Source organism: Pseudomonas sp. Leaf48 (genome assembly GCF_001421885.1).
GTDB lineage: Bacteria > Pseudomonadota > Gammaproteobacteria > Pseudomonadales > Pseudomonadaceae > Aquipseudomonas.
Window position 1 is genome coordinate 115877 of record NZ_LMLH01000003.1, and the last position, 26228, is coordinate 142104.

The 26228-nt window shown below is 54.9% G+C and carries 33 protein-coding genes and 1 tRNA gene; 13 read left to right on the forward strand and 21 right to left on the reverse strand.

Annotation, left to right across the window (positions count from 1 at the left end; translation table 11 throughout):
- Positions 1-24 precede the first annotated feature (24 nt).
- The 4 genes from ASE98_RS03465 to ASE98_RS03480 form a co-directional block, all read right to left on the reverse strand.
- Positions 25-2031, reverse strand: a complete 2007-nt coding sequence (locus ASE98_RS03465; RefSeq protein WP_060539989.1) for a phage terminase large subunit family protein — start codon at positions 2029-2031, stop codon at positions 25-27.
- 3 nt (positions 2032-2034) lie between these two features.
- Positions 2035-2634 carry a hypothetical protein gene (locus ASE98_RS03470; RefSeq protein WP_060539990.1) on the reverse strand — a complete coding sequence of 200 codons (600 nt, stop codon included), beginning with the start codon at positions 2632-2634 and terminating at the stop codon, positions 2035-2037.
- A 483-nt stretch (positions 2635-3117) separates the two neighbouring features.
- The gene (locus ASE98_RS03475; RefSeq protein WP_060539991.1) at positions 3118-3564 is read right to left on the reverse strand and encodes a DUF1737 domain-containing protein; all 447 of its coding nucleotides are present in this window, start codon (positions 3562-3564) and stop codon (positions 3118-3120) included.
- Positions 3565-3692: 128 nt separating this feature from the next.
- The gene (locus ASE98_RS03480; RefSeq protein WP_060539992.1) at positions 3693-4028 is read right to left on the reverse strand and encodes a phage holin, lambda family; all 336 of its coding nucleotides are present in this window, start codon (positions 4026-4028) and stop codon (positions 3693-3695) included.
- Between the two features lie 793 nt (positions 4029-4821).
- Between ASE98_RS03480 and ASE98_RS03485 the strand changes: the two genes are divergently transcribed.
- Positions 4822-6867: a hypothetical protein gene (locus tag ASE98_RS03485; RefSeq protein ID WP_060539993.1), complete on the forward strand. Its 2046-nt coding sequence runs from the start codon at positions 4822-4824 to the stop codon at positions 6865-6867.
- A 25-nt stretch (positions 6868-6892) separates the two neighbouring features.
- A complete protein-coding gene (locus ASE98_RS03490; protein ID WP_060539994.1) occupies positions 6893-8341 on the forward strand; it encodes a KAP family P-loop NTPase fold protein in 1449 nt (482 codons plus the stop codon).
- 263 nt (positions 8342-8604) lie between these two features.
- Here the strand turns inward: ASE98_RS03490 and ASE98_RS03495 are convergent, their stop codons facing one another.
- The 9 genes from ASE98_RS03495 to ASE98_RS03535 form a co-directional block, all read right to left on the reverse strand.
- Positions 8605-8994: an antiterminator Q family protein gene (locus tag ASE98_RS03495; RefSeq protein WP_177336944.1), complete on the reverse strand. Its 390-nt coding sequence runs from the start codon at positions 8992-8994 to the stop codon at positions 8605-8607.
- A 4-nt stretch (positions 8995-8998) separates the two neighbouring features.
- Complete coding sequence (locus ASE98_RS03500; RefSeq protein WP_060539996.1) at positions 8999-9319, reverse strand: hypothetical protein; 321 nt, start codon at positions 9317-9319, stop codon at positions 8999-9001.
- Positions 9291-10613, reverse strand: coding sequence for a tyrosine-type recombinase/integrase (locus ASE98_RS03505; protein ID WP_060539997.1), 1323 nt, complete (start codon positions 10611-10613; stop codon positions 9291-9293). Before ASE98_RS03505 ends, ASE98_RS03500 begins: the two co-directional genes overlap by 29 nt.
- On the reverse strand, positions 10610-11137 hold the full coding sequence (locus tag ASE98_RS03510; RefSeq protein ID WP_060539998.1) for a hypothetical protein: 528 nt from the start codon (positions 11135-11137) through the stop codon (positions 10610-10612). The genes ASE98_RS03505 and ASE98_RS03510 overlap by 4 nt, the downstream gene beginning before the upstream one ends.
- The gene (locus tag ASE98_RS03515; protein WP_082457467.1) at positions 11137-11952 is read right to left on the reverse strand and encodes a replication protein P; all 816 of its coding nucleotides are present in this window, start codon (positions 11950-11952) and stop codon (positions 11137-11139) included. Before ASE98_RS03515 ends, ASE98_RS03510 begins: the two co-directional genes overlap by 1 nt.
- Complete coding sequence (locus ASE98_RS03520) at positions 11952-12728, reverse strand: helix-turn-helix domain-containing protein (protein ID WP_060539999.1); 777 nt, start codon at positions 12726-12728, stop codon at positions 11952-11954. Before ASE98_RS03520 ends, ASE98_RS03515 begins: the two co-directional genes overlap by 1 nt.
- Positions 12729-12739: 11 nt before the next feature.
- A complete protein-coding gene (locus tag ASE98_RS03525; protein WP_060540168.1) occupies positions 12740-13402 on the reverse strand; it encodes a Rha family transcriptional regulator in 663 nt (220 codons plus the stop codon).
- A gap of 145 nt (positions 13403-13547) precedes the next feature.
- Complete coding sequence (locus tag ASE98_RS03530) at positions 13548-14168, reverse strand: hypothetical protein (protein ID WP_060540000.1); 621 nt, start codon at positions 14166-14168, stop codon at positions 13548-13550.
- Positions 14169-14222: 54 nt separating this feature from the next.
- Positions 14223-14423, reverse strand: coding sequence for a Cro/CI family transcriptional regulator (locus ASE98_RS03535; RefSeq protein ID WP_060540001.1), 201 nt, complete (start codon positions 14421-14423; stop codon positions 14223-14225).
- 106 nt (positions 14424-14529) lie between these two features.
- Here ASE98_RS03535 and ASE98_RS03540 point away from each other — a divergent pair, with 106 nt between their 5' ends.
- From ASE98_RS03540 to ASE98_RS03580, 9 genes are all read left to right on the forward strand, one after another.
- Entirely contained in the window at positions 14530-15252 is a 723-nt protein-coding gene (locus ASE98_RS03540) for a LexA family transcriptional regulator (protein WP_060540002.1), read from the forward strand.
- A gap of 217 nt (positions 15253-15469) precedes the next feature.
- Entirely contained in the window at positions 15470-15718 is a 249-nt protein-coding gene (locus ASE98_RS03545) for a DUF1654 domain-containing protein (protein WP_060540003.1), read from the forward strand.
- 377 nt (positions 15719-16095) lie between these two features.
- A complete protein-coding gene (locus ASE98_RS03550; RefSeq protein WP_060540004.1) occupies positions 16096-16545 on the forward strand; it encodes a tellurite resistance TerB family protein in 450 nt (149 codons plus the stop codon).
- Positions 16542-16745 (forward strand): hypothetical protein, encoded by a 204-nt coding sequence (locus tag ASE98_RS03555; RefSeq protein WP_060540005.1) that lies wholly within the window; start codon positions 16542-16544, stop codon positions 16743-16745. Before ASE98_RS03550 ends, ASE98_RS03555 begins: the two co-directional genes overlap by 4 nt.
- A gap of 65 nt (positions 16746-16810) precedes the next feature.
- Positions 16811-17011, forward strand: a complete 201-nt coding sequence (gene csrA, locus ASE98_RS03560) for a carbon storage regulator CsrA (protein WP_060540006.1) — start codon at positions 16811-16813, stop codon at positions 17009-17011.
- Positions 17012-17161: 150 nt separating this feature from the next.
- Entirely contained in the window at positions 17162-17434 is a 273-nt protein-coding gene (locus tag ASE98_RS03565) for a hypothetical protein (protein ID WP_060540007.1), read from the forward strand.
- Positions 17431-17892: a hypothetical protein gene (locus tag ASE98_RS03570; RefSeq protein WP_060540008.1), complete on the forward strand. Its 462-nt coding sequence runs from the start codon at positions 17431-17433 to the stop codon at positions 17890-17892. The genes ASE98_RS03565 and ASE98_RS03570 overlap by 4 nt, the downstream gene beginning before the upstream one ends.
- Before the next feature lie 91 nt (positions 17893-17983).
- Complete coding sequence (locus tag ASE98_RS03575) at positions 17984-18331, forward strand: hypothetical protein (RefSeq protein WP_060540009.1); 348 nt, start codon at positions 17984-17986, stop codon at positions 18329-18331.
- Positions 18332-18357: 26 nt separating this feature from the next.
- On the forward strand, positions 18358-19173 hold the full coding sequence (locus ASE98_RS03580) for a DUF2303 family protein (protein ID WP_060540010.1): 816 nt from the start codon (positions 18358-18360) through the stop codon (positions 19171-19173).
- Between the two features lie 51 nt (positions 19174-19224).
- Here ASE98_RS03580 and ASE98_RS03585 read toward each other — a convergent pair whose 3' ends face one another.
- Positions 19225-19491 (reverse strand): hypothetical protein, encoded by a 267-nt coding sequence (locus ASE98_RS03585; protein WP_060540011.1) that lies wholly within the window; start codon positions 19489-19491, stop codon positions 19225-19227.
- Between the two features lie 356 nt (positions 19492-19847).
- On the opposite strand from ASE98_RS03585, the gene ASE98_RS03590 reads away from it, so the two are divergent.
- Both ASE98_RS03590 and ASE98_RS03595 read left to right on the forward strand, forming a co-directional pair.
- Positions 19848-20060, forward strand: coding sequence for a hypothetical protein (locus ASE98_RS03590; RefSeq protein WP_045060620.1), 213 nt, complete (start codon positions 19848-19850; stop codon positions 20058-20060).
- Complete coding sequence (locus tag ASE98_RS03595) at positions 20060-21172, forward strand: phage integrase Arm DNA-binding domain-containing protein (protein ID WP_060540012.1); 1113 nt, start codon at positions 20060-20062, stop codon at positions 21170-21172. The genes ASE98_RS03590 and ASE98_RS03595 overlap by 1 nt, the downstream gene beginning before the upstream one ends.
- An 89-nt stretch (positions 21173-21261) precedes the next feature.
- Here the strand turns inward: ASE98_RS03595 and ASE98_RS03600 are convergent.
- The 7 genes from ASE98_RS03600 to rpmI all read right to left on the reverse strand — a co-directional run bounded on the left by ASE98_RS03600 (position 21262) and on the right by rpmI (position 26185).
- Positions 21262-21338, reverse strand: a tRNA-Pro gene (locus tag ASE98_RS03600).
- A gap of 90 nt (positions 21339-21428) precedes the next feature.
- Entirely contained in the window at positions 21429-21785 is a 357-nt protein-coding gene (locus ASE98_RS03605; RefSeq protein WP_003179985.1) for a MerR family transcriptional regulator, read from the reverse strand.
- Positions 21766-22068 carry an integration host factor subunit alpha gene (gene ihfA, locus ASE98_RS03610; RefSeq protein WP_002553164.1) on the reverse strand — a complete coding sequence of 101 codons (303 nt, stop codon included), beginning with the start codon at positions 22066-22068 and terminating at the stop codon, positions 21766-21768. The genes ASE98_RS03605 and ihfA overlap by 20 nt, the downstream gene beginning before the upstream one ends.
- Positions 22069-22071: 3 nt before the next feature.
- A complete protein-coding gene (gene pheT / locus ASE98_RS03615; RefSeq protein ID WP_060540013.1) occupies positions 22072-24453 on the reverse strand; it encodes a phenylalanine--tRNA ligase subunit beta in 2382 nt (793 codons plus the stop codon).
- A gap of 26 nt (positions 24454-24479) precedes the next feature.
- Positions 24480-25496, reverse strand: coding sequence for a phenylalanine--tRNA ligase subunit alpha (gene pheS, locus ASE98_RS03620; RefSeq protein ID WP_007905876.1), 1017 nt, complete (start codon positions 25494-25496; stop codon positions 24480-24482).
- A 109-nt stretch (positions 25497-25605) separates the two neighbouring features.
- Positions 25606-25962, reverse strand: coding sequence for a 50S ribosomal protein L20 (rplT, locus tag ASE98_RS03625; RefSeq protein WP_007905879.1), 357 nt, complete (start codon positions 25960-25962; stop codon positions 25606-25608).
- A gap of 28 nt (positions 25963-25990) precedes the next feature.
- Entirely contained in the window at positions 25991-26185 is a 195-nt protein-coding gene (gene rpmI / locus ASE98_RS03630) for a 50S ribosomal protein L35 (protein ID WP_002553160.1), read from the reverse strand.
- Positions 26186-26228: the final 43 nt, after the last annotated feature.

Here is a 26228-nt window from a genome sequence, read left to right on the forward strand (position 1 = left end):
TGAGTTGCAACGGTGCGTTTTCACTCAGCGCCGTTTTTTGAGGTAGCCGCTGCTGGAGCTTCGACGCTGGGGCGGTCGTGCAATCGGCAGCAATACTGCGGCTGGCTTGGCTGGTGGCGGCACGGGATCCGCCGATTGCTGCGGAGATAACACCGGAGCGCGGACGCGTTCGACTGCAATGGCTTTTTCACCCGGCGCCGCCTGCAACAGGGCGCTTTTCACCCGCTCCCAGTCGTGTTCCTTGTAGCGATTCAGGCCCAGGTAATGCGCCATCGCCAGGCTGTACACCATCAAGTCGAGGGCTTCGTTGCGCTCCGCCTTGCCCTTGACCCATTCGATTTTTTTGTAGCCTTTGATGTACCGAGTCACCTTGCGCTCGGCGACGCACTGGGCGAAGAAATCATCCGGCAGGTCGTTGGCAAAGTGCAGCGCGCCGGGGCCGTCCTCTACTGGATAGCGGTTGTAAATCCAATCCTTGGCCGTGTCGGTACCGATGAACCACAGCTCGACACCCTTGCGTTCGGTCAGGCCTTTCCAGGTGACGTCCATCATCGATGGCCGCTGCGCAATCACCGGCCGACCTGACTTGCTCGCGCCCTTGACGGCGAAGATGTTGCGCCAGCGCCGCAGCCGGCAGAACTGGTACACCTCGTCGGTGTGGTTGCCGCCGGAGTCGATACCGGCTGCCCGGATTGTCAGGTCCGCGCCACACGGATGCGGATAACGCGCCTTGAGTTTGTCGTCGAGTACGGACCAGGTGCATTCGTCGGAGGGATCGCCCCAGATCACCTGGTAGTCGATGATCCAGCGCTCCATGCCGGCGCCCCAGCCCACCACCATGAACTCCAGCCGGTTGGCTTGAACATCGACCGAGGCCGTGAGCATCAGCACGGCGAACGGCATCGACCCCAGCCCGTAAGTTTCCAGGCGGGCCCGAGCCATCAGCACATCGGCTTTGGTTTGCTCTTGGGCGCTGTCCCAAACCTTGGCCAGACGGGTGTTATAAAACACCTGCATCGGCTCCAGATCGCCGCGGGACATGGCGGTCTTGGCCTTCTCGAACTGCTTGGCCAGCGCGGCCCAGCCTGTCCAGCCGGGCGGCGAGTACAACGCATTGAGGTTGAAGCCGACGGTTTCACCATCGCCCTGGGCATGGGCGCGCCACTCGCCTTTGGCCAACATCTCACCCTTGTGATGTTCCTCGATCAGCACGTCACAGTCAGGCCCGGCGCACTCGTAGTGTGCCCGTTGGCAATCCGCCGAATAATGCAGGCGTTCCCATTCGAGGACTTGCATGTGCCCGCAATTCGGGCACGGCACGTAGTAAAAACGCTGGTCGCTGGTCTCGAACAGGTCGGCAATGCGCGAGGCGCCCCGGATTGTCGGCGAACTGGAAAAGTAGAACTTGGCATTACGGCCAAACGTACTGCCCCGGGTTTCAGCCAGCTCAATCGGGTCGCCCTCCTCGCCCACGTCCACCACCCAGCGATCCACTTCATCGCCATAGATGTACCGGGCCGACAACTCCGACAGGTTTGCCGCCGATCCGGCGGTGGTGACATACAGCGAACCACCTTCGAATTCTTTGGTGTCCATGGTGTTGCGCGCATCACGCGAACGGTTCGCCGCGACTCGTTCGCGCAGCACTGGGGTGGCCTTGATGGTCTTGCCGATGCGCGACGAGACTCGCTTGGCCAACCCCAGGCTGGGCAACAGCGTGAGAATATTCGACGGCGCCATATGGATCAGGCCGCCAATCCAGTTCAAGGCGATCTGGGTTTTCATCAACTGCGAGGCCACCATGGTCACCACGCGCTTGCACGGGTGGGCCGGTGACAGGCAGCGCATGGGCTCGCGGGCATACGGTGTTCGCGCTGTGCGGTACTGTCCTGGCTCGGCCGCCCCGGCATCCCGCGGGATGCGCATGAACTCATCAGCCCACTGATCGATCCAGACATCCGGCTCTGGCCGCAGCCCGCGGAAATACGCCTCCCGGTACACCGCTGCACCGTCGGGCATTTCCGCTGACATGGATTAGCTCGCTGCAGTCAAAGAATGGATGAGGTCAGTCGAGGACATCCGCTCGGCATCGTCCAACACCCGGCGCAAGGCAGCAGTGAGGTGCTTCTCGATTTGCCAGTGATCACTCATGGCGGCCAATTCGGGGGCCAACTGTGGCGGCATACCCAGCAACAGATCCCGTAACATTCGCCCGGTCGTGTACGCCGCCGTTTTAACGGCCTCCAACTCGACGTGGGCGCCGCGATTCCTGTGAAACTCGCTCTCGGTCAAGCGTGACTCATAAAACTCGCGATAGGCGCGCGACTCCTGAAAGTCCGGGATGCCCTCGCCGGACAATGGCGCCTGGTGCGAAAGAACGGCTGAAGGCTCGTATTCGATCTGGGGGCCCGGGGTATTGCCTTCCGGCCTGCGCTGTATCCGTTCGCGCTCGTGCCGCGCCGCCACATTGGCTTTGCTCGGATCCGCTGTGCTGAACAGCAATCGGTCCGTGGCCTCGACATCCACCATGCCGTCCGCCAGCAGAACCAGACGACCGCTCTTGGCCAACTTCGACACATAGGGTTTCGACCAGCCTTGGCGCGTGGCGAACTCCGCTTTGGTGAGTGCTGTCATGTCCATGCCTTACGGTTAACCCGGCAGGGCCGAGGGTTAACCGAGTAAAATAGTCGGTTAACTCCTAGGTCAACCACCTCAAGACCACGGCCCACCTGGCTTTCAGCCAATTCCATAGCCTTTCAATCATTTGCTTAGTTAACTCTTGGTTAACTACCTTAGTTAACCGGGCTGAAAGCCGCGGCCCGCCTGACGTTCAGCCGACTCGACAGCTGGCTGAGTTAACCAGGTTAATTCGTTAGTTAACCGCACTGTAAGTCACAGCCCATAAGGCTTTCAGCTAAGTTAACCAAGGGAGTTAACCAGTTAACTAACTCTGGAGGGGTGCCGCTAACGCGTTTGCGCGAGTCTTATGCCCCGTGTTCCTTGGAAGTTGCCAGGGTCCCCGGGCCTCTGCCGTCTGTCGGAGTCACTCACTGCGTTTGAAACGGAGGCAGTCGACTAAGAGCATTACTTTGCACGATGAGATCGCTTGTTTACGGCTCATGCGGATATCGCAGCAATCTGGCGGGCAACCTCGTCATGGATCAGTTTGGCTGACCAGGTATGCGCAACGACGTCAGTGCCGGCTTCCAGCATCGCGGCATCACCTTCGACGGGAATGGCAGGCAGATCGGTCAGATCGTTGTAGCTACCGGAGAAGTCCGAAGTCCCACTACCAATTGCGGCACGCGCAGCCGCGGCGTCAACACTGACCAGCACCGCCTTACCGACATCCGACGCGTCCGTGATGTTGTCCGAGGTGATGTCGCCCGGTGCACTGCCAACATTGCTTGATCCCTTCACTACAGCCTGAAGCACTTGAAAGCCTTCAGTGATGGAGACAGGACTACCATAAGGCTGCCAACCATCGGCGAGGGCCTGTGCCAGCTTGACCGTCAGCTCCTCGGGAGTGTTGGCGACAACGGTTTCGTATTGGGTGTAAGCCATTCTCTAAATCTCACGATTGAATGATTGAGCGGCGAGCGGCTGACATGCACGCGAATCACCACAGTGGATGTGGCCCGTGACGGCGTAGGCCAGCAGGAGCACAAGTGGCAGCGTCCAGGAGCGGCGCTTCACGGCGCCGAATCCGATTTGGGAAACTTGAAGTCAGCGAACCGATCAGCCAGATCGGCGATTTTCTTCACGCCAAGAAAACCGATGAACACCCCGGCAGCCGTGGCGAAGTTCTGCGGTAAGCCGAAGTACTCCAACAGCGGAATCAGTCCAACGGTGATCAGTGTGCAAAGCGAAGCTTCAAGCAGTGCCTGTCGCCGCGAGCCACCGCCATAAATGATCCGCAAAGCACCGACCACGAATGACAATGCTCCGGCGTAGATCGTCGACGCATGCTGTCCCAGCCACGCGAATAGGACCAACCATGTTTCTGGTTTGTCGGGCATGTTTTTCATCCGAATTCCTCCCTTTCGGGGAGCGCAATAGGTCCGGCTCCAGCAGCAGTCCCCGCTTGGAGCGATGGATGTGGCGGCACCGAAAACGAAAAACCCTGCTCGATGGCAGGGCTTGTAAAGGACACAAAAAAACCCGACTCAATGGTCGGGCTCTTTAAAGGCGTCTCGCTGCGTTGACAGCAACACACGCTGCTATAAAAGCAAATCTATCCCGCGCGGAAAAGGCTTTTTGCAATAAAAGCGAAGCTTTACCCAAATTGGTACGGCCCTTCGAGACAGGCAGAAATCGGCCCAGATGCTGCCGGTCGCGAAACATTGTTTACAACCCAAGATGAGCAGGAGTGTACCGATTGCGACTTGGGGCATGGAGACTCTCACGAAAATGAAGAGTCCAATTTATCGGTGGGGGCTGGCAGGCGCGAAGGCCTCCAAGAGCAGCTCGCTGTCTTCTTGCTGAGGTAGTGATTGCCTTTCTAGCTCGTCCTGAGCCTGGTAAAACAAACGTGACATTACGAATCTGTTAGCTGCCAAGTCTAGGGGGCGTAGCGCCAAGCACTCCGAACCGGAGAACCGACCCTGACCTCTGGGGCCTACAGCTCACTCTCCATGCCCCGTTACCGAGACTGCCTTGATTTCAAGGTCTGAACTGGCCAGAGGCCACCCGAGTAGTGCTATCTTCGACAAGAGATAGCTTGGGCTTAGCTGTGACTTTGGATCGCAGGGAAATGGGTAGATCAGTTGGTCGACTAGAAACACTAAACAACATCTGTAATTTACTTATAAAGCAAGGAGCATGGCTTTGTTAGTCGCAAATGAAGGGCTCGAAATTCCTGAGGCAGCAATTAATAGCGCATTGACCAAATTATCATGGAAACTCCTAAAAAGAGAGCTTGATAAATTTCAATGGTATAGAAACCCGCTTGCATTACTAAGCGCAATTATGCGGACAGAAACACTTATCAATAGACGCCCGAACGCGGAAAAAACAAGAAAGAGAAAAGAACTATTCGATGACCTCATAGCCTTCATATCTCTTAGACTTGATAAGCCTTTGCTCGACCACTTTAAGAAAATGCTTGAATTCTTTGGCGTTGTAGAAACATGCTTTAGTGAAGTATTGAGTTTTGAAGGTGAGCTATCCGCTTTAAAAGATTTAAGTCCAGAAACCAGGCTATGGTCTACTATGACCTGGTTCGTAGGGGATCAAAATCATTTATATAAAAAAGTAGAAGATCAATTTAAGACAGGGACACCAGTACTTATAAACAGTCTTTCAGTAACTGATGCGTACGGTATTCCCGTAGACCCAGAAACTTATCACACGCAACAAGTCGAAGCCTTAGGCTCCGCTATATTGATGGAAGCTTATCGCAATAACTGGTTTAGCTCTGATGGGATTGTAGTAATTCCCGACCGAGTTCCTGTAGATGATGCCGAGGCATTTAAAGCCGGATCAATTCTCTATAATGCAAACATCTGGGCACTCATAGACATCCTACAAGAGCATGTGCGCTACCTAGGTAGAGAACATGATATTAGGGAGGCGCATGAATATGACAATGCCCCCGACAACTTTAAATTTGGAATTGAATTTGGGGAATCCACCAAAGCGCAAATTTTTGACTTCATCGCCGGCCAACGAAATAGCTCTAGGGAATCCACAAACTTTTTCTCCATAAACAAGGATTCCACGCTTAATTCATTACTGGACACGGCCGCAGCAATTAGTGGGTCGAAGACTGTCAAAGACCACTACCATGCTGCATCATCGCTCACTACATTACTAAGCTACAATGTACTTGAAGATGATGCGCTGTATGAAGGGTTAACTTTAAGTGACTGGATTGATGGCTTTTGCTTAATTAGAGAATTTTGTACTGCCATGCTGCCCAAAGCTTCCGAAGGAAAGCCCATGATTTCTGAACTTATCACTTTCAGTCAAGACTCCTTATTAGTTCATCTTCAATCCTCCGGAATGACCAAAGAAAAATCACTTACCTTTGTTAAAAATATAACCTTCCATCGAAAGGCAAGAGATCTTTTTGATGCGCCACTCATAAAGACATCAACAGGATTTGCAGTTATTTACGACATTCTCAAAGGAAGCGTAATAAGCAGAGCGATCGCATCGAACATACTGAGTAGAAAAGGTGAATTTAAGCCAAAAGGAGATGGACTTGAAAACGAAGTAAAAGAGCTTTTTATCTCCCATGGGGTCGAGGCGGTAGGCTACAAAAGAAAATACCCTGAGCCAGAGGGAGAATATCAGTACGATGTTTTAGCACTATGGGATGGCAAACTATTTGTTTTAGAATGCAAGAATAGATGGCTTTGCGAAGGTCGCCCGGTTGCGATCTATAATTTCTTAAAACAAACTCGCGAAGATGTCCGCCAAGCAACAAGACTGGTAAACGGTTTAAAACTTCATCCTGAGATGGTACATGCGGCATTTGGTCGAGAAGTAAAGTACGACGAAATTATTCCGTGCGTCGTTGCTGGGCTACCATACGCGATGCCAGACCAACTAGGTGGCGTGTTTTTTACTGACATATCGATACTCACCAGATTCTTTTCAGATAGATATTTTGGCGTGGAATACACTGATCGATCTAGAGAAGATCAACATGTAATTTACGATCAGTGGGAAACAAATGCGCCCTTAGTTTCCGACCTTATCAAAACGCTTCGTAACCCTATACAAGTAGCTATCACGAGCAGCACTCTTGGTACAAGAAATGTGGAATTTCCGGTTGGTCGATCTATCCACCTAAAGTCTTCCTACACCTACACCAAACAGTTAAATCTAGAAGCATACCGAGACATCATAAATAGTTTGTAATTTTCGCATACTCAAGGACAACAATATGCAACAGAACAACACGGACACAAAGGGAAGCTTTTCCGTAAGATATAAAGAGTTATCCTTTGATGGGGATGAGTGGCCAAGCGGCGAAGACAAGCTCTCTAGGCGGAAAGAAATTGAAAATCTAACTCCGCTATTAATAAACGCACAAGCGCCACTTGTAATATGCTTGGACGCCCCATGGGGCGCAGGAAAAACAACGTTCCTCAAGCTGTGGACACAGTACTTACGGTCACTTGAAATCAAAAGCCTATACTTAAATGCTTGGGAAAATGATTTTGCAGATGACCCGCTACTCCCACTATTAGCGACATTCGACAACTGGATGGCTGCTGAAAAAGAGGAATCCAAAGCAAAAGTCGCTTGGAGCAAGGCCAAAAAATTTGTTCCTGGCCTACTCAAATCCTCTGCCGTCGCTGCGGCCAAAGCTGCATCGTTTGGTATATTAGACATAGATAAAGAATTAGAGAAACTTGCCGGAGATGTAGTCGGAGGTGCAGTCGGCGACATTGTAGATAGCTTTAATGTGAAACAAAAGTCATTAAAGCAATTTAAAGATCAGCTATCCCTAGCTCTAGAAGGCTTACCGAATAGCCAAAACAATCTAGTTATTTTTATTGACGAACTAGATAGATGCCGCCCTACTTATGCAATTGAAATGCTGGAGCGAGTCAAGCATCTTTTTGATCTTGATCGAATCATATTCATACTTGCAATGAATCGAGATCAGCTAGGTAAAGGAATCCAAGGAGTGTATGGTTCATCATTCAATGGCATTCAGTATTTGAAGAGATTCATCGATATTGACTACCAACTTCGAACACCATCCATTAAGGAGTATATTTCTGTAAGACTACAAGAACAGGAAGTTGTAGACTACTTTCGAGCGCGACAGGATGGACGTTATGATCTTGAACACATAACTGAACTTATGACGTATCTTTCGCTTCGGTTCGAGTATACCCCTCGCGACATTAATCAGCTGATTGGCAGACTAAAGCTTATTTTTCGCAGCATTCCTCATAATCATTACCTTGATGAGTCAATCATCGTGCCTTTGTTAGTCTTGAGGCAAGAAAACCCACAGCTTTATACTCGGTATTCAAAGGATGCATTTTGCGCCAATGATGTAATTGAGTTCTTGTCAGGGGCTCGAATTGGTGAGGGTGCGTTGGAGCATCGCATTGCTGTAATGTTCGGCTACCTAATAGGTGCTGCTAGAGACCCACACTCCAACCAAAGTCTGGAGAGCGTCCTTGCGCCTTGGAAAAAATGGTCCGAGATGCTGTCAGAAGCAGCTGAAGCATCCCAACTCCGATCAGAGCTGCAAAGAACAGTCAATGTGGTGATTGAGCTTGCTACTAAAGATCGTGAACTCAGAAGTCGAAGAGGGCTTAACGAGCTAGCTTTTAAGCGTATTGAGCTAGTCGGAGAAATTAATTTCGCATAACATTCTGATGCGAGCAATGAGATATCGCCCAGTCCTTAGCGAATCAATTCCATGTTAATTTACTTCTGGAATTGAATTCGCTAAGGATATTACCCATACCCCCGAGGATCCCAGTAATACTCTACTCGGAAAACTTTCATGAGATGAATTTCCCAAAATTCCTTAGACGCATTAAGTTTGCTATTGGGCGATTTCCGCCTTTCGTCTCCGTCAATTTCGGGTCGATTGCTGCCTTTTGTGATAGGCAGTAATCGACAGATAAATTAGGCAGCTTGCCGCATTGAATGGACAGCACAATCGATCCATGCTGCCCCTGCTCTCGCCAGTTCACGCGTTTTCCCTTCGCTTATGCCGTAGTACTTGCCAACCCGGACCATGGTCCATTTGGCACCGTAGTACAGCCAAATAATATCTCCCATTTGCTGATCCCTATGCGCAAGTCTGGCCACCGCATTGTCGATGGCCATTGCCCAATCGTCGGTGATGCAATAATTTTGGCTCGGCGACACTTGCGGCATCGCCTGGCGCATCAGAGCAAAGGTCGGTGAGGTGTAATTTGGTATCCCTGCCCCGTCCATTCGCCACCATCCCCACTGTTCCAACAAGTACTCGGTGTCTCCTAATGGTCGGCCTGCCGGCTTACGAATCATCATGCATTCAATCCCCTGTGTAATTTGATCCGCCGGCACCGCGACGGTTGTTCTGTTGGTAGTATTCGGCTGGGCCAGATATCGACGAGCCCTGCTGGAGCACTGCAATTTCGCGCTGAGCCCACTGCAATTTGAAGCTCAACTGCGTCACCAATTCGTCCGAAGAAAGTACCACCCTGCTACCCAAAACTACCCAACCGGAGCCGTTGCAATCACTGCAAACCAGCTCATAAAAAACGCCCTGCACCACCGCTTTTCCTTTGCAGGCCGGGCAAGGCTCCAGCTCGATCCGCTCTCTCTTAAAACCGAAGCCTTGCCCTTTTTTCATGTTTCAAATCCTCGCCTTTAACAAATTGTGGAAGTGCCTCGCAGGCCCCGCCGTTTGTGGCGTTCAAGCTAACTTGCGAATCTTCATATCTAACGCCTGTCTGCCCATGAATGCCCCTGAAGCCATGACCATCTAACCAGTCGTGCCACTTCACCAGCGCCAGTCGACGCTGCTCGGTGGCCTGGGTGTTGATGTACGTCGAGGCGATCTTGCCCAGTGAGTGATTGAGCAACATCTCGCCGATGTGGCCGTCAATGCCAAGGTCCGTCCAGGCTGTTCGAGCTACCTTGCGCAGGTCGTGACTGGTCCAAGCCCCCTGCCCCAATCGCGTGAATACGGCGCTGGCCTGATTCTCGCTAAGCGGCAGACCACGACGTGACGGAAACAGATAGGCACCCTCGTAGCCGCTGGCTCGCTGGCAGATGCGGTACCGGCGCAACAGCGCGCAAGCTTGATCGGTCAGTGGCAGCCGGTGCTCGGTTCGGCTTTTGGTGTGCTCGGCAGGGATGAACCACTCACGCTCGGACAGCGCGATATCAGCCCAGCGGGTCATTCGTGTCTCGCCTATACGTGTGCCGTGACAGAGCATCATCAGGGCCAGCATGACGTCACCCGGTGCGCTGTCGAAGCGCTCGGCCAATAGAGTGACAATCTCCGGCACCTGCACACCACGAAGGCGCGCCGGCTTGGGCATGATCTGGGCAGTGGTGAAGTCGGAAAACTTGATTCCGGCCATGGGATTGGTCGGGATCAGGTCCAATTTATGGGCTTGGCGAAAAGCCACGGCCAGCAGACGAAACAGCTGTTGCACGTATGACAACGACAGCACAGCCTGCAATGGCCACATCAGTTCTTTGTCCAGGGAATAGGCGCTCACCGCCCGAATCGGCAAATCCCTCAAGCGTGGCGTTAAGTGGCAAGCAATCGCTGACTTGGCCCCGGCCTTGCGCTTGTTCGACAATGAGCGCGCCTTCGCCATACGCTCGCTAAACCAATCGAGAAGATCACCAACGGTACTCCAGACCTCAATGGCAACACTGGAATCGGGTTTGAGCACCAGACGCTGACGCAGCTCGGGCAGGACTGACAATACTGCCGCGGGCTTCAAATCCGGATAGCCCGCGATACGGTGCCACTTACGATTCGCGACCAAGTACCACGACCCACGTGCCCGCCTGCCGCTAAACCGAAAATACAGGCCGGGATGCCGAGGGTCGCGCAACGTGGTCACAGTCAGATCGGCTGCCTGGCGCCGGATCTCAGGTTCGGTGAGTGACACGGCCAGCGTAGTCATGCACCGGACACCAACTTATCCAGAGCAAACTCTCTCAGCACTTCTTGAAGACGCTTGGCCTTGATAATGGCTGCGGCGTTGCTCTCCCGCTCAGCCTCGACAGAAAGCGCCACTTCCTCAATACGTGCCGCTAGCTTTTTCATGCGTTGTCCGACTTCGTCAGCAAAGCTGATGACTTCGCCAGACAGCACCGCCAACGTATCCAGGGCGCTGGTATCGGCCTTTTTAATGGTCACAACGGCCGACTGGGTTTCTTTTGGCATGCTTTGCTCTCTCGGGGATTTGATAGTGATGGCGGTACGCTGAAAGTGACCGTTAACGGGTTCGCGAATGAGACCTGCCTCCTTCAACTCACCCAAGCCGCGACGGACAGCCGGGAACTGGGCCCCCGTGGCTTCGGAAACCATCAACGAATTGAAAATGTCGTGGGCACTCCAAGGCTCTTGGATTGGCACGACCTGAAACACCTTGCGGGCAAGTGAAGATTGCCCGGCGAGCATGTTTTGTTGCTTGGCTGCATTCATCAGAAGCCACCTGTGGGATTGAATGGATCAGGGAGGGAGTTCAATCGGGTACGAGGAAGCGAGGCTTGTTGCTGCTCGCGTTTTCCCGGGTCACTGGCAAAACGAGCCAGCAACTGGGCGCGTGCGACCTTGCCGTCAAGCGGGATCGACTGTTGCGACATGGTCATCAACAACTGCGCCTCGCCGTACTCTTCCGCGAGTTGCGTTTCGGGCTTTTGCGAGTCGTGACCAATTCCAATGGCGATGTCTTCGAGCGGCTGTCCGCTGACCAACATCCGGATGGTGATGTCATAGGCGCGATCAAAGACCTTGCTGGCCTTCTCGGACACCAAGCTGCTCAGGTTATGCATCTCGCATTGAAGCGCGGCATGACGTACCGCCGGGTGCGACCACTCGCGGAAAAATGCTCGGCTCGGGGCCAAATTAACCAGCGCTTCACGGAAGGCCTTATCGTGTGTAGGAATGCCCAGCATTTCAGGCGTTGGCTGACACCACTTCACAAACTTACCGACGCTCGGCGCGAAATCGTCGCCGTGCTGTCGGCAGTTCTGCAAGCCATAGCGAATCTGCTCGAGGGTATTGATCCCGGCGACGATGAAAGCCTTGATCCAACTGCGCTTCGCAGCCCGCAAGGCTTCATCATCTGGCCAAGCTTGTTTCCAGGCGGGAAAGATCGCTTGCAATTCCTTGAACAGCGAGTTGACGACGTCAGTGGTACCAGGCGGCAATTGTTTCGGTTGAACCAGAGCCACGGGCGGCAGGTTGCCCATCTTGCTCAGCAACTGATTGGCGCTACAGGGTGCTTTCAGCTCCATCACAAATCCCCCAGATCATCAGCCCAACTGGAGTCATCGAAGTCTGGGGACACCGATGAGCTGGAAGCCACTTTGACCTGCTCACGTTTGACCCAACGAATCAGACGAAAACACCAACCGGACGCGCTGTCGACGGTGGCAGGCTTGGCGACGAAGAAACCCTTGAAGCCAGCGAGCAAGTCACTGGTGAGCGAATCAACCGGCAGACCGGCAATCGTGAGCTGATCAGCCAGCGCCTTCTCGCTCGGCAACCAAGCGGCGAACATGGCAAAGCGCTGACGATCATCCAATGACGCGATGGCCGCTTGCTCCTGCTCGGAAATCACATCGGAAATCTCGCGCTGCAGCTGCTGTTCGGTTACTTGATGGTTAAGTGACGTATTGGGTGCAGATTCTGCACCCCGCTCTGTCACAGACTGCACCCCGTTCTGTTGTGATTTGCACCCCGTGGCGTCATTTGCACCCCGTTTTGTACGGGGTGCAGGATTTGCACCCCGTGATAATTGAAGGTCATAAACGACCGGGCGGCGGTCATGGCGATCGATGTGTACGGCGGCGATGGCTTGATTGCCCTCCTGAATCAGCCCAGCCTTCTCCAGGTCGTCCAATTTGTAGCGGACGGTACGCTCAGACAAACCGGTGTCCAGAGCTAGGGTGACGGCCGATGGAAAGGCACCAGCACCGTTCGAGCCGGCATAGTTGGCCAGACACAGCAGCACATGCCGCGCGCTTGAATCTTTCAGAGAATCGATGGGCAAAGAGAGTGCCCAGGACATTGCTTGAACACTCACTGCGAGGCTCCGATGTTAAATTCAGCCAAACGGGCAAGGCCTTTGGGAGTGACCATTGGATCGAATGCCACGCGCTCGATGCCGATCTCCGGGTCAGGCGTTAAGGCCGTTACCTTGTGAGTCATGTAGCCGGCGGTGATGCGCGGTTGATAAGCAACCCAGCGCTTGGAACCCTTGCGGCGGAAAATCCACCGATGCTGTTCAAGCCAAGCAAACAATTTCGCGGGCTGGAGCTGCAACTGCTTGGCGGTGTCGGTGATGCAGATCGCCCCGCCGGCCGCCGCCAGACGCTTGATCGCGGCGACTTTCGGTGCTTGATCGAGAATGACCAGCCGCAGCGACTGGTTGTCCTTGGCTTGGTCGGCGGCAGCCTGCAACGCTTCGGCGTAGGTAGCCGGGATCTGAAAATGATTGAGCTGGGCTTCGAGTTCCTGCCAGCGATCAATAATTTTTGCGCGGAATTCGACGCTGTAACCCGAGACCACCACCAAGGTGTCGCGCTGAGATAACAAGAACTCGCGATAGACCTGACCGTTTTGTGGGTGGACGTAGGGGGTGTCGTTTGACGAAACGACACCCTTGGCAACCAGCGCGCGGATGGTTTTCAGGACGTTGTCGTGCGTGCTGCCAGTCAGCTCGGCGATCTCGCGTGACGACATGGTGTGACATGACACGTTTTGCGATTGACCAAGACGTGTCACGACATCGAAGGTATTGCTCGGGGCAATATGGCTGTGCATAATCATCGCTCTCTAGTTTTACGAATCAGCCGACCTCGACCGTCGGCTTTTTTGTGTCTACGACTCAGGCGATCGACTTCAGCACTGGGCGAGATTTTTCGATCATCTCTTCGGCCTTCCGGCCAAGTTCCCCTGCCCTTGCTTCAACTTGCCGACATTCCTTGGCGAACGCTGGTAAGTGCGGCAGGTCCTTTTCGCTCATCACTTGGTCGTCGAACACCTCGCTTCCAGTGTCAATCACATCCCCCAGGGCACGGATCAACGCACTGAAGCTTTTGCTCCCGCATTGTTCGGTCGCCATCTGGCGGGCACCAATCAAACCGTGACGGCTGGCCAGTTCATTGACGCAGTGATCACGGAACTCAGGCTCGAGTGCATTCACCCACGACTCTTCCAGCCAAGAAGGAATTTCCTGCTCGCTCGACAGCCAGCGTTGAACACGTTTGAGCCAACGACCTGTTGCCCTCACGAACGGGAGGACATCGTTCAACCGCGCCAGCTCATCGAAATCAGGTACCTTCGCCAACTCGATCTTCGCGGCAGGGACGATTAAGTAAATTTCTCGGCTCAGCGCCTGGGCGAAATCGTCCTGGCTCAGGTTGGTGCGAGCGATCTGATTTGCCGCATGCGCAACCAGCACCTGATCGCGGGTTTGCAATTTGTGTCCTGGACTGGACGTATCCATATGAACTGCTCTCTTCTAATCTGACTTCAATGGAGCGCTGGATAATGTGATTGATTAACCAGCGAGACGCTGAGGTTGGGCAGGAAAGGGCTTTACCTCTTCCGCCTCGAAGCTGCCGTCATCAAATTCGGTCACATAAACTTCCCGCCCTGCTTTTAAGGCTTTGCTGATGCCGCCTTGGCTCATACGAAGCGCTGTTGCTGCTTTTAGCTGGCCAACTTTCGTCACAAAATCTTTGAGTGGTATGCGCTGCATACAGAACCTCTTTCACCATGCATACGCAAAAGTATTACCTGCGGTCTTTATTAAGTCAATATCGGCGGTCTTAGATTGATATTACCTGACGTAATACAGTGCTTTTATGAATAAACCTTTGAAAAAACGCCCATTGAGCGACGTAGAGCAGCAGGAATGCGCCGCGCTGAACGCGCTCTATAAAGCGAAGAAAAAAGAGCTCGGGCTGAGTCAAGAAAAAATTGCTATAGAAGGCCTCAAGGCCAATAGCCAGAGCGCTGCGAGCCACTATTTGACAGGGCGAAATGCCTTGAACATCGAGGCCGCCTCTGTATTTGCGCGTTATTTGAAAGTCCCTGTTTCAGCCTTTAGCGAGCGTCTTGCTAAAGAAATCGGCTCGCTTTCAAGCTCTGAGCCTTCGAATGTGGGTTCAACTCGTCAACCCATTGAGTCCTTCCGCTATCCAGTCATCAGTTGGGTTGCCGCAGGTGCCTGGGCGGAAGCCGTCGAACCCTTCCCTCCTGGGTTTTCAGATCGATACGAGCTATCGGACTACAACTCAAAGGGCCCCGCTTTCTGGCTTGAGGTCAAAGGTGACTCGATGACATCTCCGGTCGGGACAAGCATTACTGAAGGAACGCTGATCCTAGTTGATACTGAGGCTGACGTTCAGGCTGGAAAACTAGTGGTGGCCAAATTGGCTGACAGTGACCAGGCCACCTTCAAGAAGCTCGTAGATGACGGTGGTCGGCGTTACTTGAAGCCATTGAACCCTGCCTACCCTACAGAGATGTGTGCAGAGAACTGTCGAATCGTCGGAGTCGTGGTTAGGGCGCTGCAAAAGCTATAAACATGGCAACCCATCTTATCTACCTCTAGAGAGCCCGCCATGAGCGGGCTTTTTCGTCTTCCGACCACACAATTTTTTCTCTTTTTCTAAATCCGCAGCCTTCGTTTCTCTTTTTACATAAGGACGGCTGCAGGTGGCAGAAAAGGGCTATCCCAACCCGTCAAATATTTGACATTTTATGGTGGTGTTTTCAAACGACAAAAGTAAGGATCACCGTATGCATCGCCCTCTTTCTGCAAGCTCAACTGAGACTTTATGTGAGCGTCTACGCCGACGTATCCAACGCCTCATCGCTACACCGCATGCGCAGAAGATCCAATCCGTTTTAGTCACCAGATCAGAGAACGAATCTGCCGAAGCGTGGCACCAGGTGATGCAGGAGATTGAAGACACCGATGGGGTCCGCATGGATCGGCTTGAGTGCGGCGCCATTAGGATCGGGTGGCGAGAGTACTGCGAAGCGTAGAGAGAGCCCGCGATTGAGCGGGTTTTTATTATCTGCTGTATTTTTTATTACCTGCGGTCTTGACCAATTGTATTATCGCGAGTAATTTATTGCTCAGGCCATCGGCTTAGCAGCGAAAGCCGCGCCGCTCTTTAACAGTCAGCGAAACAAACAACAAACCGCATTGCCTCTATCGGCGACCGGCGAGCAGACAGGCCCGAAAGCCTGCCCACGACAGGATCAACCTGGACGGCTGATCGATGGTGAAACGCCAGAACCGTGTGAATGACCCGGCAAGCAATGCGCCCCGCCCCTCCGGCGGCAATAGAACGGACAGCATCACTGCTGCACCTAGGTGACAGGGTGCAGCGGGATGTAATCCCACCAGAGGAAACACCATGTTCGGAATGAAAAAACTCTTCGGCAAACAAGTCGGCAATGCCCAGGCCGAAATGAAGAAGGTCGTTAACCGCGACTTGATGCAGGCCATTGTCGGTGGCGGCCTATTGGTCGCTGCGGCTGATGGTGAGATTGAAGCCAGTGAGGTTTCCAAGCTGGATGAGTTGATTCGCTCCAACCCGAATTTGACACACTTCGGCAGCGAGATCACCGAAACCATCAATCGTTTTACAGGCCAGTTGAACGCCAACTTTCAAGTAGGTCGACTGGCGATCAAGCGGGAACTGGCCGATATCAAAAACGTTCCGGCCGACGCGGAGGAAGCCTTCGTCAACATTCTTGCTGTTGCCCAGGCTGATGGTCAGATCGAGCCAGCAGAGCTGGTGGTGCTGAAGGAAATAGGCATGCACTTCGGTCTGCGCCTGGCTGACTACGGTATCGAGGCGTGAAGTACGCGACAAAGGTTCTGCTGATCCTGCTGGCAGTGATCGTCGGCTGCATGTTGCTGAGCAACGCAGCCTCACGGGCCACTTGCTTCTACTACGGCTTCCAGACTGACCGAGAGACCCGCTACGCCGCCTTTGTTGGCTGCATGGTTCTGGTTGACGGGGCGTGGTTCCCACGCAATGAAGTCCGCGTAATGCAGTGATGTTTCACTGATGCCGCTTCTTGCAAGGCGGCATTGGGAAACCCACTCACGCAAGGAAATGGACAATGCTGATTTTGACTCGCAAAGCAGGCGAAAGCATCAACATAGGCAACAACATCACGATCACAGTGCTGAGTGTTAGCGGCAAACAGGTACGTATCGGAACTAGCGCCCCCAAGGATGTCCAGGTGCACCGAGAAGAAATCACGCAGCGCATTCAGGCGTGTTTGTCGAAGCCCGCGATGGCACCACCAGCGATCACTTAAGCAGGCCCTCGTGACACAAACAATGGCCCGGTTCCGATCGGGCTTTTTTACGCCTGCCTTTTATCAATCAGCCCCCTTCCCTGCCCAATGGCCACCAGTAGGTGGTCGGAGTGCTAATGAATACACCTAACCTACTCCGAGGGATCAACCATGCATCCATCATTTCAAGAGCGCATCGATGAAGTCGGTGAGCTGCTGCAACGAACAAAGGCCGCCCGCTCCGGGTTCTACAGTCGTATTGATCGACGAGCCCCGGCCAAAAATGTGCGCTACCAAGTCGTCGGCGGAAGCTTCGGCATGTATCAGATTAAAGACCTCACCACCGGCAAGACTCGCGCCTTCCGTAACGACTACAAGGCCGCTCACGACCTTGCCATACAGTTTGAAGCCAAGGCCAATCGCCAGATTACGGTGGCGCTATGAAAAAGCGAAAGCCCAACAATATGCGTACCCGGATAGAGCGAGCGAGCCGGGCACTGCTCAATGCCAATCACGTCGCGGTGGTCCACATCGACCCCAGCGGACACCAAGGGATGATCAACAGGAAGAGCTGCACGAGCATCCCGCCAGGACAACGCATGGCCGAAGCAGTCTGCGACGTTGCCCATCGCTGGACGATCTATGTCAGCGTCCAGTGTCGCGATCAACGCGGGCACCGCTACACGAAATCGGTGGAAGTCGCCCCTCAAGGCAACTATCTGGCCGCGCACCTCGAAGACGTGATCGAGGACACCTACAAAGCCCTGGTCGCCGAGAGCAATCCGAATCATCGGGTCGCGTCGGGCTGGATCGCCATTCCCGCCGACATCTCGTTGACCGAAGAACAGGCCGCCCGGATGTTCGACGCCGTGGGCGTATGGAACCAGCAGATAGCAGCATGAGACGTGTCAGCAGCCAGCGGCGCCAGCGCCTTCGTCAGCCTCAATTTCACCTTCCCCCTAGCGGCCTAATGGCCATCCCGGAGAAACAGCCATGTCTACCCCAACCGACACCGCAGAGTTCCTCGAAGAGCTGAACGGCGGCGCATTCGCTAACCAAATAGGCCACGCCCTTTCCGAAGTAGCCGCCGGGGTGGTTGATCACGGCAAGGCCGGCAAGCTGGTCATTACCCTGGACTTCAGCCAGATCGGCGAATCGAGCCAGGTAAAGATCAAACACAAGCTCGACTACAAGGTGCCGACCAAGCGTGGCACCCGCAGCGAGAACACCAGCCTGGATACGCCAATGCACGTCGGCTCCGGTGGAAAGATCACTCTCTTCGCCGAGAAGCACGACCAGCTCTTCAGCCGTGAACAAGCCCCAATCACCCCCCGCAACTAACCGCTCAACCATCAAGGAACTGACCAATGTCTCTGACCAAAGAAGCGATCCAGCTCATCACCGATACCGCGCTCGAAGCGAGCGGTAAAGCGCTGGCCACCCAAACGCCTACCATCGTGCTGCCCGAAGGTTGCCAAGTGGTCACACTGGAGAAGTGGCAGGCCGGTCGCAGCCGCTTTCGTGGCATTTACTCTACCCACTCGCTGGCCGACTTCAGCGCGTACGTCGCCGCAAGGACAATCCCATCCGCCAAGGGCTTCATCGACCAGGACGAAATGACCTGCACGCTGCTGTTCAACCTTGGCACCGATGCACTGCCAGGGCACGCAGATGACCGTGCCGTTCTGAAACTGAAGGCATCGGCCGGCTACAAGGCCGCTCAAGGCATCGGCGGCCGGGCTATGACGCAGAAGGATTTGAGCGACTGGATCGAAGATTGGCATCAGTACCTGACACCAGTAGATGACGAAGGGAAAGAAATCCCTGTCGCCAGGGCCATTGCAGCCGTGCGCACAATCACGGTCAAGGCGACCAGCGAATCCGAAACCACCGTCGGCGACACCAGCGCCAGCCGTAGCGCAATGGATCAGATCGAAGCCCGCAGCAAAGAAACGTTACCAGCGGCCCTGTTGTTCAGCACCATCCCTTACGAGGGCCTGACCGAGCAGCAGATCAATCTGAGGACATCTGTGATCACAAGCGGCGCCCAACCAGCACTGAAGCTTCGTTGGGTCGGTGAAGAGGTTCAACGCGAAGACATCGCGCAGGAGTTCAAGACAGTTCTGCAGCGCAATATCGGCGATGCAGCAGTACTTACTTTGGGTGCTTTCGATCCGAAGTAAGCGCTTCAGGCCGGGAAACCGGCCTGACCACCCTTACCTATTGCGCTGATGTCATGCGCTTAGCATGCTGGCAGCAATCTGCAATAAGACCGTAGCCGCCGCAGCAAATGCAGCCCTACTGTTCCATTTTGACTGCAAGCGCAACGTCCCAAAAAGCTCACCGCCATCGATCACGGCGCACTTCCAATAGTCGTCATCTGGCTTGCCTTTGAACTCGGGCGGTACAGGTGCTTTGACAATTGCGGCGACCACCCAAAACGCCGCCGAAAGCAAACCGGCAACGAGTGATGCGACATTCGCCACTTGTGCGTAGTCCACAGAATCTCCTTGATCCGGCCCCATGCCGGGCCAAACACAAATACCCCACTCCAACGAATCACGCCAGCCGGCGAAGCTGACACCTTACTGGTGATGCCCCACCTTTCGTATGCAGCAAACGGCTGCATCTAAGCGAATACAGCTTCACTTAGACGATTTCGATCTGGAGGATCGTCGACCTCGTAAGCGACACCATGCTCGACAACACCGAAGCCTACGACCAAGACGAAGGCAAAACCGTAACCCTGGATAAAGCGCTGCGCCAAGAGCTGGAACAACTGACCGAACCGGCCTACCTGCACGGCTGGGAATAACCCTCCCCATCTTCTGCCGCCACGCGCGGCACGGAGCACCCAATGAAACGAGAGCTGATCAAGATCAGTGAGTTCCAGCGCCGACGCTGGGGCGAAAACGGAACACCGCAATGCCCTCAGGCGATTCGCAACCACATCCGCAACGGCGTAGTGCCCGGCGAGCAGATCGGGAAACTCTGGTACGTTGACTGGACCGCATTCAACCGCTCGGATGGAAACGACCTGGTGGCTATGGTATTGAAAGGAGCTGCATGATGGCACCACGGCCGCGCAATACTGCGAACAAGAACCTACCGCAGAACCTGTACTTCGATGCGCGGCGCTCGACCTATCGCTACCGCCGGCCAACCGACGGCAAGTGGTTTCAGTTCGGCTCCGACCGCATCAAAGCAATCGACGCCGCAAAGCAGCTGAACCTAGAGTTTATGCGCGGCGCTGACCTGGTCGGCGCCGTGATGAGTGCTTCATCTGAGTCGTTCACCACTTTCCTCGACACCTACGAACGTGATGTCCTGCCGCCGCGCGAGCTGGCCAAGGGCACGCTCAGCCTATACGCGGTGCACTTCCGGCGCTTCCGTAAGCAGTTTGAGGGCAAGGCTGTCGACCAGATATCCATCCGTATGGTTGCAGAGATGTTGGACGCACTTACCCCGCGCACAGCAAACCAGTGCCGCGCACTGCTGACTGACATCTTCAACCACGCGGCGGCCAAAGGCCTGTGTCCGGACAACCCCGCAGCGAGCACGATTAATCGAATCGAGAAGAAACTGCGCAAGCGCCACACCGTCGATGGCCTGAAAGCCATCCGGGAGAAATCGCCAGTCTGGCTGCAGAACGCAATCGACTTGGCGTTGATCACCGCTCAGCGCCGGACGGATATCCTGGACATGCGCTTCGACGGAGTACGCGAGGGGTTTCTATACGTTGTACAGAAGAAGACGGCCAAGGCCAGTGATGCGGCGTGGATTCGCTTTAGAGTGACACCCGAGTTGCAGGCCGTGATCAGCCGATGCCGTGACGACACCGCTTCGCCGTACCTGGTGCATCGGAAGCCGGACCGCCTGAAACAGAAGCAGGCGCAGACGAAGGACCACTGGACGAAGGTTGAAGAGAGGTATTTGACTCGAGCGTTCAAAGGCGCCCGGGAGGCGGCGGAATGCTACGAGGGATGGAAGGAAGAAGAGATGCCGGGCTTTCATGAAGTGCGGGCGCTGTCGCTGCACCTGTACAAGAAAGCCGGAAAGAATGGGCAGAAAATTGCTGGTCATGCGAGCGAGGGCATGACCAAAAACTACCAGCGGGACCACGAGGAAATCGTATGGTCCGAGGCGATTCCAGACCTGAATATCAGCGAAATCACTGGATAGTTTTGCGCCAGTTTTGCGCAGGTTTTGCGCAGACACAAAAAAGCCGATCTATCTGATCGGCTTAAGTGTCTGATTTTACTCAGAAAATATGGTCGGGACGGAGTGATTCGAACACTCGACCCCTAGCACCCCATGCTAGTGCGCTACCGGACTGCGCTACGCCCCGACTAGGCGTGAAACTCATCCCTCAACCTCGAGGAACGCTCAAGAATATATCGCAAGCTTTTGAAAACTGGAAGTATTTAAAAGCAGAAAATTATTTCTTGAGGACAACCAGCACATCTTCCAATTCAGCAATCATCTGCCGAATCATCTGTTTGTACTGGGTGGTGTCATCTTTGGCTTCATCACCGGACAAGCGCAGGCGCGCTCCGCCGATGGTGAACCCCTGATCGTAAAGAAGCGCGCGGATCTGCCGGATCATCAGCACGTCCTGGCGCTGATAATACCGGCGGTTTCCGCGGCGCTTGACGGGGTTGAGCTGAGGAAACTCCTGCTCCCAGTAGCGCAGCACGTGCGGTTTTACCGCACACAGCTCGCTGACTTCACCGATGGTGAAGTAGCGTTTGCCTGGGATGACGGGTAGCTCGTCGTTATGACTTGGTTCCAGCATAAGCCTCAACTCGGGCCTTCAACTTCTGCCCTGGACGAAAGGTGACCACACGGCGAGCCGTGATCGGGATTTCTTCACCCGTTTTCGGATTGCGGCCAGGCCGCTGGCGTTTGTCCCGAAGGTCGAAATTGCCGAAACCGGACAATTTGACTTGTTCGTTGTCTTCAAGAGCGTGCCTGATTTCTTCAAAAAACAGTTCGACCAATTCCTTGGCCTCCCGTTTGTTCAGGCCCAGCTCTTCATACAGACGTTCCGCCATTTCAGCTTTCGTCAGAGCCCCCATACGTCACTTCCTTAACGTGGCGTTCAACCTTTGTTCGAGCGAGGTGAGGATGTTTTGCGTTGCGGTATTCACCTCATCGTCATTAAGAGTGCGCGATGGATGCTGCCAGGTCAAGCCGACTGCGAGGCTTTTTCTATCAGGATCAATGCCTTTACCCTGATACACGTCAAATAGCCTGAGGTCTGTCAGCCATTCGCCTGCATTTTCACGGATTACGTCCAGCACGGCCGTGGCCGCGACAGCTTTGTCCGCGATGAGTGCAAGGTCACGACGCACTTCAGGAAAACGTGATAACTCGTGGAATTTAGGCATTTTGCCCGACGCCACTTCGGCCAGAACCAGCTCGAATACGAAAACCGGACGGTCGAGGCCGAGGGTTTTCGACAATTCAGGGTGGATTGCACCCACGAAGCCGACCAGACGACCTTCACGTTCGATGCGCGCGGTTTGACCCGGGTGCAGCGCCGGGTGTTTGCCCGGTACGAAAGTGAACGAGTCCAGTGCACCGGCGAAGCCCAGTACTGCTTCCACGTCAGCCTTGACGTCGAAGAAGTCGACGGTATCGCGACCTTGCGCCCAGCCTTCCGGCAGACGGCTACCGCAAACGACACCAGCGAGCATCGGCTCCTGCTTCAAGCCTTCGAGCTGACCGACGAAACGCAGGCCGCTTTCGAACAGGCGGACGCGATCCTGTTGGCGGTTCAGGTTGTGCTGAAGCGCCTTGACCAGGCCAGGCCACAAGGACGAGCGCATGGCTGCCATGTCGTTGGAAATCGGATTGGCCAGCAGCAACGGTTCAACACCCGGATTAAACAGTTCGAACTGTTTCGGATCGATGAAGCTGTAGGTGATCGCTTCCTGATAACCACGGGCTACCAGCAGACGACGCAGCTCAGGCAGTTCGCTACGGGCTTCGGCCTTGGCTTGCGGTGCCAGGCGCGCTTGCGGGTAACGGACCGGCAGGCGGTTGTAGCCGTACAGACGCGCCAGTTCTTCGATCAGGTCGACTTCCAGGCTGATATCGAAGCGATGGCTTGGCACTTCGACGCGCCACTGCCCTTCCCCATCAGCAGTAATGGTCAGGCCCAAACCGCCGAGCAGACGCTCGACTTCGGCCGACGCCATTTCCATGCCCAGCATCTGGGTGATGCGCTGGGCGCGCAAGGTCACCGGGGCGATCGATGGCAGGTGCTGTTCGCTGACGGTTTCGATGATCGGGCCGGCTTCCCCACCGGTGATTTCCAGCAGCAGGCCAGTGGCGCGCTCCATGGCTTCACGGGCGAGCTGCCAGTCGACGCCACGCTCGTAGCGGTGCGACGCATCGGTGTGCAAGCCGTAGGAACGGGCCTTGCCAGCGACGGCGATCTGGTCGAAGAACGCGCTTTCCAGGAAGATATCGCGAGTGGTCGCAGTGTTGACGCCGCTGTGCTCGCCACCCATGACGCCGGCAATTGCCAGGGCGCGGGTGTGGTCGGCGATCACCAGCGTATCGCTACGCAGGCTGACTTCCTGACCGTCGAGCAGTACCAGCTTTTCGCCTTCTTCGGCCATGCGCACACGAATGCCGCCATTGATTTCGGCGAGGTCGAACGCGTGCAGCGGTTGACCCAGTTCCAGCATCACGTAGTTGGTGATGTCGACGGCAGCATCGATGCTGCGCACGTCGGCACGACGCAGACGCTCGACCATCCACAGCGGTGTTGGCCTGGACAGGTCGACGTTACGGATCACACGACCCAGGTAACGCGGGCAAGCGGCAGGCGCCAGCACTTCGACCGAACGCACTTCATCGTGCACGGCCGGCACGACAGCAACCACCGGACGGGTGACTTTGGCGTCATACAGCGCGCCAACTTCACGGGCCAGGCCGGCCAGGGACAGGCAGTCACCACGGTTCGGCGTCAGGTCGACTTCGATGCTGGCATCGTCCAGGCTCAGGTATTCACGAATGTCCTGACCGACCGGCGCATCGGCCGGCAATTCCATCAGGCCATCGTTGCCCTCGCCCACTTGCAGCTCGGCTTGCGAGCACAGCATGCCGTTGGACTCTACGCCACGCAGCTTGGCTTTCTTGATCTTGAAGTCGCCTGGCAGTTCAGCACCAATCATGGCGAACGGGATCTTCAGGCCCGGGCGCACGTTGGGCGCACCGCAAACCACCTGAAAGGTCTCCGAACCATTGCTGACCTGGCAAACACGCAACTTGTCGGCGTCCGGGTGCTGCTCGGTGCTCAGCACCTCGCCCACCACCACACCGGTGAATTCGCCGGCGGCCAGCGTAACGCTGTCAACCTCAAGACCGGCCATCGACAGACGAGCAACCAGCTCGTCACGACTTACCTGCGGGCTTACCCAGCCGCGCAGCCATTGTTCACTGAATTTCATCCTGCTCTCCTAAGAATTCGTTACGACTAGCGAAATTGCGCGAGGAACCGCAAGTCGTTGTCGAAGAACAGACGCAAGTCGTTCACGCCGTAACGCAGCATGGCCAGACGCTCAACGCCCATGCCGAAGGCAAAGCCCGAGAACTCTTCCGGGTCGATCCCGGACATGCGCAGCACGTTCGGGTGAACCATGCCGCAGCCCATGACTTCCAGCCAGCCAGTCTGCTTGCAGACGCGGCAGCCTTTACCGCTGCACATCACGCATTCCATGTCGACTTCAGCGGACGGCTCGGTGAACGGGAAGTACGAAGGACGGAAACGCACTGCCAGTTCTTTTTCGAAGAACACGCGCAGGAACTCTTCGATGGTGCCCTTGAGGTCAGCGAAGTTGATATCGCGGTCGACCAGCAGGCCTTCGACCTGGTGGAACATCGGGGAGTGGGTGATATCCGAGTCGCTACGGTACACACGGCCTGGGCAGACGATGCGGATCGGCGGCTGTTTCGACTCCATGGTGCGGACCTGTACCGGCGAGGTATGGGTGCGCAGCAACATGTTGGCGTTGAAATAGAAGGTGTCATGCATCGACCGGGCCGGGTGATGGCCTGGGATGTTGAGCGCCTCGAAGTTGTGATAGTCGTCTTCGACCTCAGGGCCTTCGGCGATGCCGTAGCCGATGTGGGTGAAGAACTGCTCGATACGTTCCAGAGTGCGAGTGACCGGATGCAGACCACCGGAGGTCTGGCCACGGCCAGGCAGGGTCACGTCAATGGACTCGGCGGACAGTTTGGCGGCCAGGTCGGCCTCTTCAAACAGTGCCTTGCGCGCATTGAGAACCTCTGTGACACGCTCCTTGGCAACGTTGATCAGCGCGCCGACCTGCGGGCGCTCTTCTGCCGGCAAATTCCCCAGGGTCTTCATCACCTGAGTCAATTCACCCTTTTTGCCAAGGTAGTGAACCCGGATTTGCTCCAGGGCATTGATATCTTCAGCGCTTTGCACAGCCTCGAGTGCTTGCGAAACGAGCGCGTCCAGGTTTTCCATGTACAGACTCCAGATACAAAATAGGGGAAGAGCTTGAAGGCTCTTCCCCTATTTATGACGTTTAACACCTGGCCCCACAGAGGTGAGGCCGGGTGACTGTCGGGGGTACTTAAGCCAAGGTGGCTTTAGCTTTCTCGACAATCGCAGCAAACGCCGCTTTTTCGTTCACTGCCAGATCAGCCAGAACCTTACGGTCGATCTCGATGGACGCTTTTTTCAGGCCGGCGATGAAACGGCTGTAGGACAGACCGTTGATACGAGCACCAGCGTTGATACGAGCGATCCACAGAGCGCGGAACTGACGTTTTTTCTGACGACGGTCACGGTAGGCGTATTGGCCTGCCTTGATTACCGCTTGCTTGGCAACACGGAATACGCGCGAACGTGCACCGTAGTAGCCTTTAGCAAGTTTCAGAATTTTTTTGTGACGCTTACGGGCAATGACGCCACGCTTAACACGAGCCATGAGTTACTTCCTCTATTCTTGACTAAAATTAACGAAGGCGCAGCATGCGCTCGACTTTTGCCACGTCAGACGGATGCAGCAAGCTGCTACCGCGCAGTTGACGCTTACGCTTGGTCGACATTTTGGTCAGGATGTGGCTCTTGAAAGCGTGCTTGTGCTTGATACCGTTAGCAGTTTTCAGAAACCGCTTAGCAGCACCACTTTTGGTCTTCATTTTTGGCATGTTCGGATACTCCGCATTCAGTTGATAAACATAATCAGAAGGC

Bases quoted from the DNA above. Each gene is read 5' to 3' on its own strand.
- ASE98_RS03540 (WP_060540002.1), top strand. From the start codon at position 14,530: ATGAATAAACCTTTGAAAAAACGCCCATTGAGCGACGTAGAGCAGCAG.
- pheS (WP_007905876.1), bottom strand. From the start codon at position 25,496: ATGGAAAACCTGGACGCGCTCGTTTCGCAAGCACTCGAGGCTGTGCAA.
- ASE98_RS03510 (WP_060539998.1), bottom strand. From the start codon at position 11,137: ATGAATGCAGCCAAGCAACAAAACATGCTCGCCGGGCAATCTTCACTT.
- ASE98_RS03515 (WP_082457467.1), bottom strand. From the start codon at position 11,952: ATGGAGCTGAAAGCACCCTGTAGCGCCAATCAGTTGCTGAGCAAGATG.
- rpmI (WP_002553160.1), bottom strand. From the start codon at position 26,185: ATGCCAAAAATGAAGACCAAAAGTGGTGCTGCTAAGCGGTTTCTGAAA.
- ASE98_RS03575 (WP_060540009.1), top strand. From the start codon at position 17,984: ATGTCTACCCCAACCGACACCGCAGAGTTCCTCGAAGAGCTGAACGGC.
- ihfA (WP_002553164.1), bottom strand. From the start codon at position 22,068: ATGGGGGCTCTGACGAAAGCTGAAATGGCGGAACGTCTGTATGAAGAG.
- ASE98_RS03480 (WP_060539992.1), bottom strand. From the start codon at position 4,028: ATGAAAAACATGCCCGACAAACCAGAAACATGGTTGGTCCTATTCGCG.
- ASE98_RS03500 (WP_060539996.1), bottom strand. From the start codon at position 9,319: ATGAAAAAAGGGCAAGGCTTCGGTTTTAAGAGAGAGCGGATCGAGCTG.
- ASE98_RS03505 (WP_060539997.1), bottom strand. From the start codon at position 10,613: ATGACTACGCTGGCCGTGTCACTCACCGAACCTGAGATCCGGCGCCAG.
- pheT (WP_060540013.1), bottom strand. From the start codon at position 24,453: ATGAAATTCAGTGAACAATGGCTGCGCGGCTGGGTAAGCCCGCAGGTA.
- ASE98_RS03535 (WP_060540001.1), bottom strand. From the start codon at position 14,423: ATGCAGCGCATACCACTCAAAGATTTTGTGACGAAAGTTGGCCAGCTA.
- rplT (WP_007905879.1), bottom strand. From the start codon at position 25,962: ATGGCTCGTGTTAAGCGTGGCGTCATTGCCCGTAAGCGTCACAAAAAA.
- ASE98_RS03465 (WP_060539989.1), bottom strand. From the start codon at position 2,031: ATGTCAGCGGAAATGCCCGACGGTGCAGCGGTGTACCGGGAGGCGTAT.
- ASE98_RS03475 (WP_060539991.1), bottom strand. From the start codon at position 3,564: ATGGCTTACACCCAATACGAAACCGTTGTCGCCAACACTCCCGAGGAG.
- csrA (WP_060540006.1), top strand. From the start codon at position 16,811: ATGCTGATTTTGACTCGCAAAGCAGGCGAAAGCATCAACATAGGCAAC.
- ASE98_RS03525 (WP_060540168.1), bottom strand. From the start codon at position 13,402: ATGTCGTCACGCGAGATCGCCGAGCTGACTGGCAGCACGCACGACAAC.
- ASE98_RS03490 (WP_060539994.1), top strand. From the start codon at position 6,893: ATGCAACAGAACAACACGGACACAAAGGGAAGCTTTTCCGTAAGATAT.
- ASE98_RS03495 (WP_177336944.1), bottom strand. From the start codon at position 8,994: ATGATGATTCGTAAGCCGGCAGGCCGACCATTAGGAGACACCGAGTAC.
- ASE98_RS03470 (WP_060539990.1), bottom strand. From the start codon at position 2,634: ATGACAGCACTCACCAAAGCGGAGTTCGCCACGCGCCAAGGCTGGTCG.
- ASE98_RS03520 (WP_060539999.1), bottom strand. From the start codon at position 12,728: ATGTCCTGGGCACTCTCTTTGCCCATCGATTCTCTGAAAGATTCAAGC.
- ASE98_RS03570 (WP_060540008.1), top strand. From the start codon at position 17,431: ATGAAAAAGCGAAAGCCCAACAATATGCGTACCCGGATAGAGCGAGCG.
- ASE98_RS03605 (WP_003179985.1), bottom strand. From the start codon at position 21,785: ATGCTGGAACCAAGTCATAACGACGAGCTACCCGTCATCCCAGGCAAA.
- ASE98_RS03550 (WP_060540004.1), top strand. From the start codon at position 16,096: ATGTTCGGAATGAAAAAACTCTTCGGCAAACAAGTCGGCAATGCCCAG.
- ASE98_RS03545 (WP_060540003.1), top strand. From the start codon at position 15,470: ATGCATCGCCCTCTTTCTGCAAGCTCAACTGAGACTTTATGTGAGCGT.
- ASE98_RS03590 (WP_045060620.1), top strand. From the start codon at position 19,848: ATGAAACGAGAGCTGATCAAGATCAGTGAGTTCCAGCGCCGACGCTGG.
- ASE98_RS03595 (WP_060540012.1), top strand. From the start codon at position 20,060: ATGGCACCACGGCCGCGCAATACTGCGAACAAGAACCTACCGCAGAAC.
- ASE98_RS03565 (WP_060540007.1), top strand. From the start codon at position 17,162: ATGCATCCATCATTTCAAGAGCGCATCGATGAAGTCGGTGAGCTGCTG.
- ASE98_RS03485 (WP_060539993.1), top strand. From the start codon at position 4,822: ATGGCTTTGTTAGTCGCAAATGAAGGGCTCGAAATTCCTGAGGCAGCA.
- ASE98_RS03580 (WP_060540010.1), top strand. From the start codon at position 18,358: ATGTCTCTGACCAAAGAAGCGATCCAGCTCATCACCGATACCGCGCTC.
- ASE98_RS03530 (WP_060540000.1), bottom strand. From the start codon at position 14,168: ATGGATACGTCCAGTCCAGGACACAAATTGCAAACCCGCGATCAGGTG.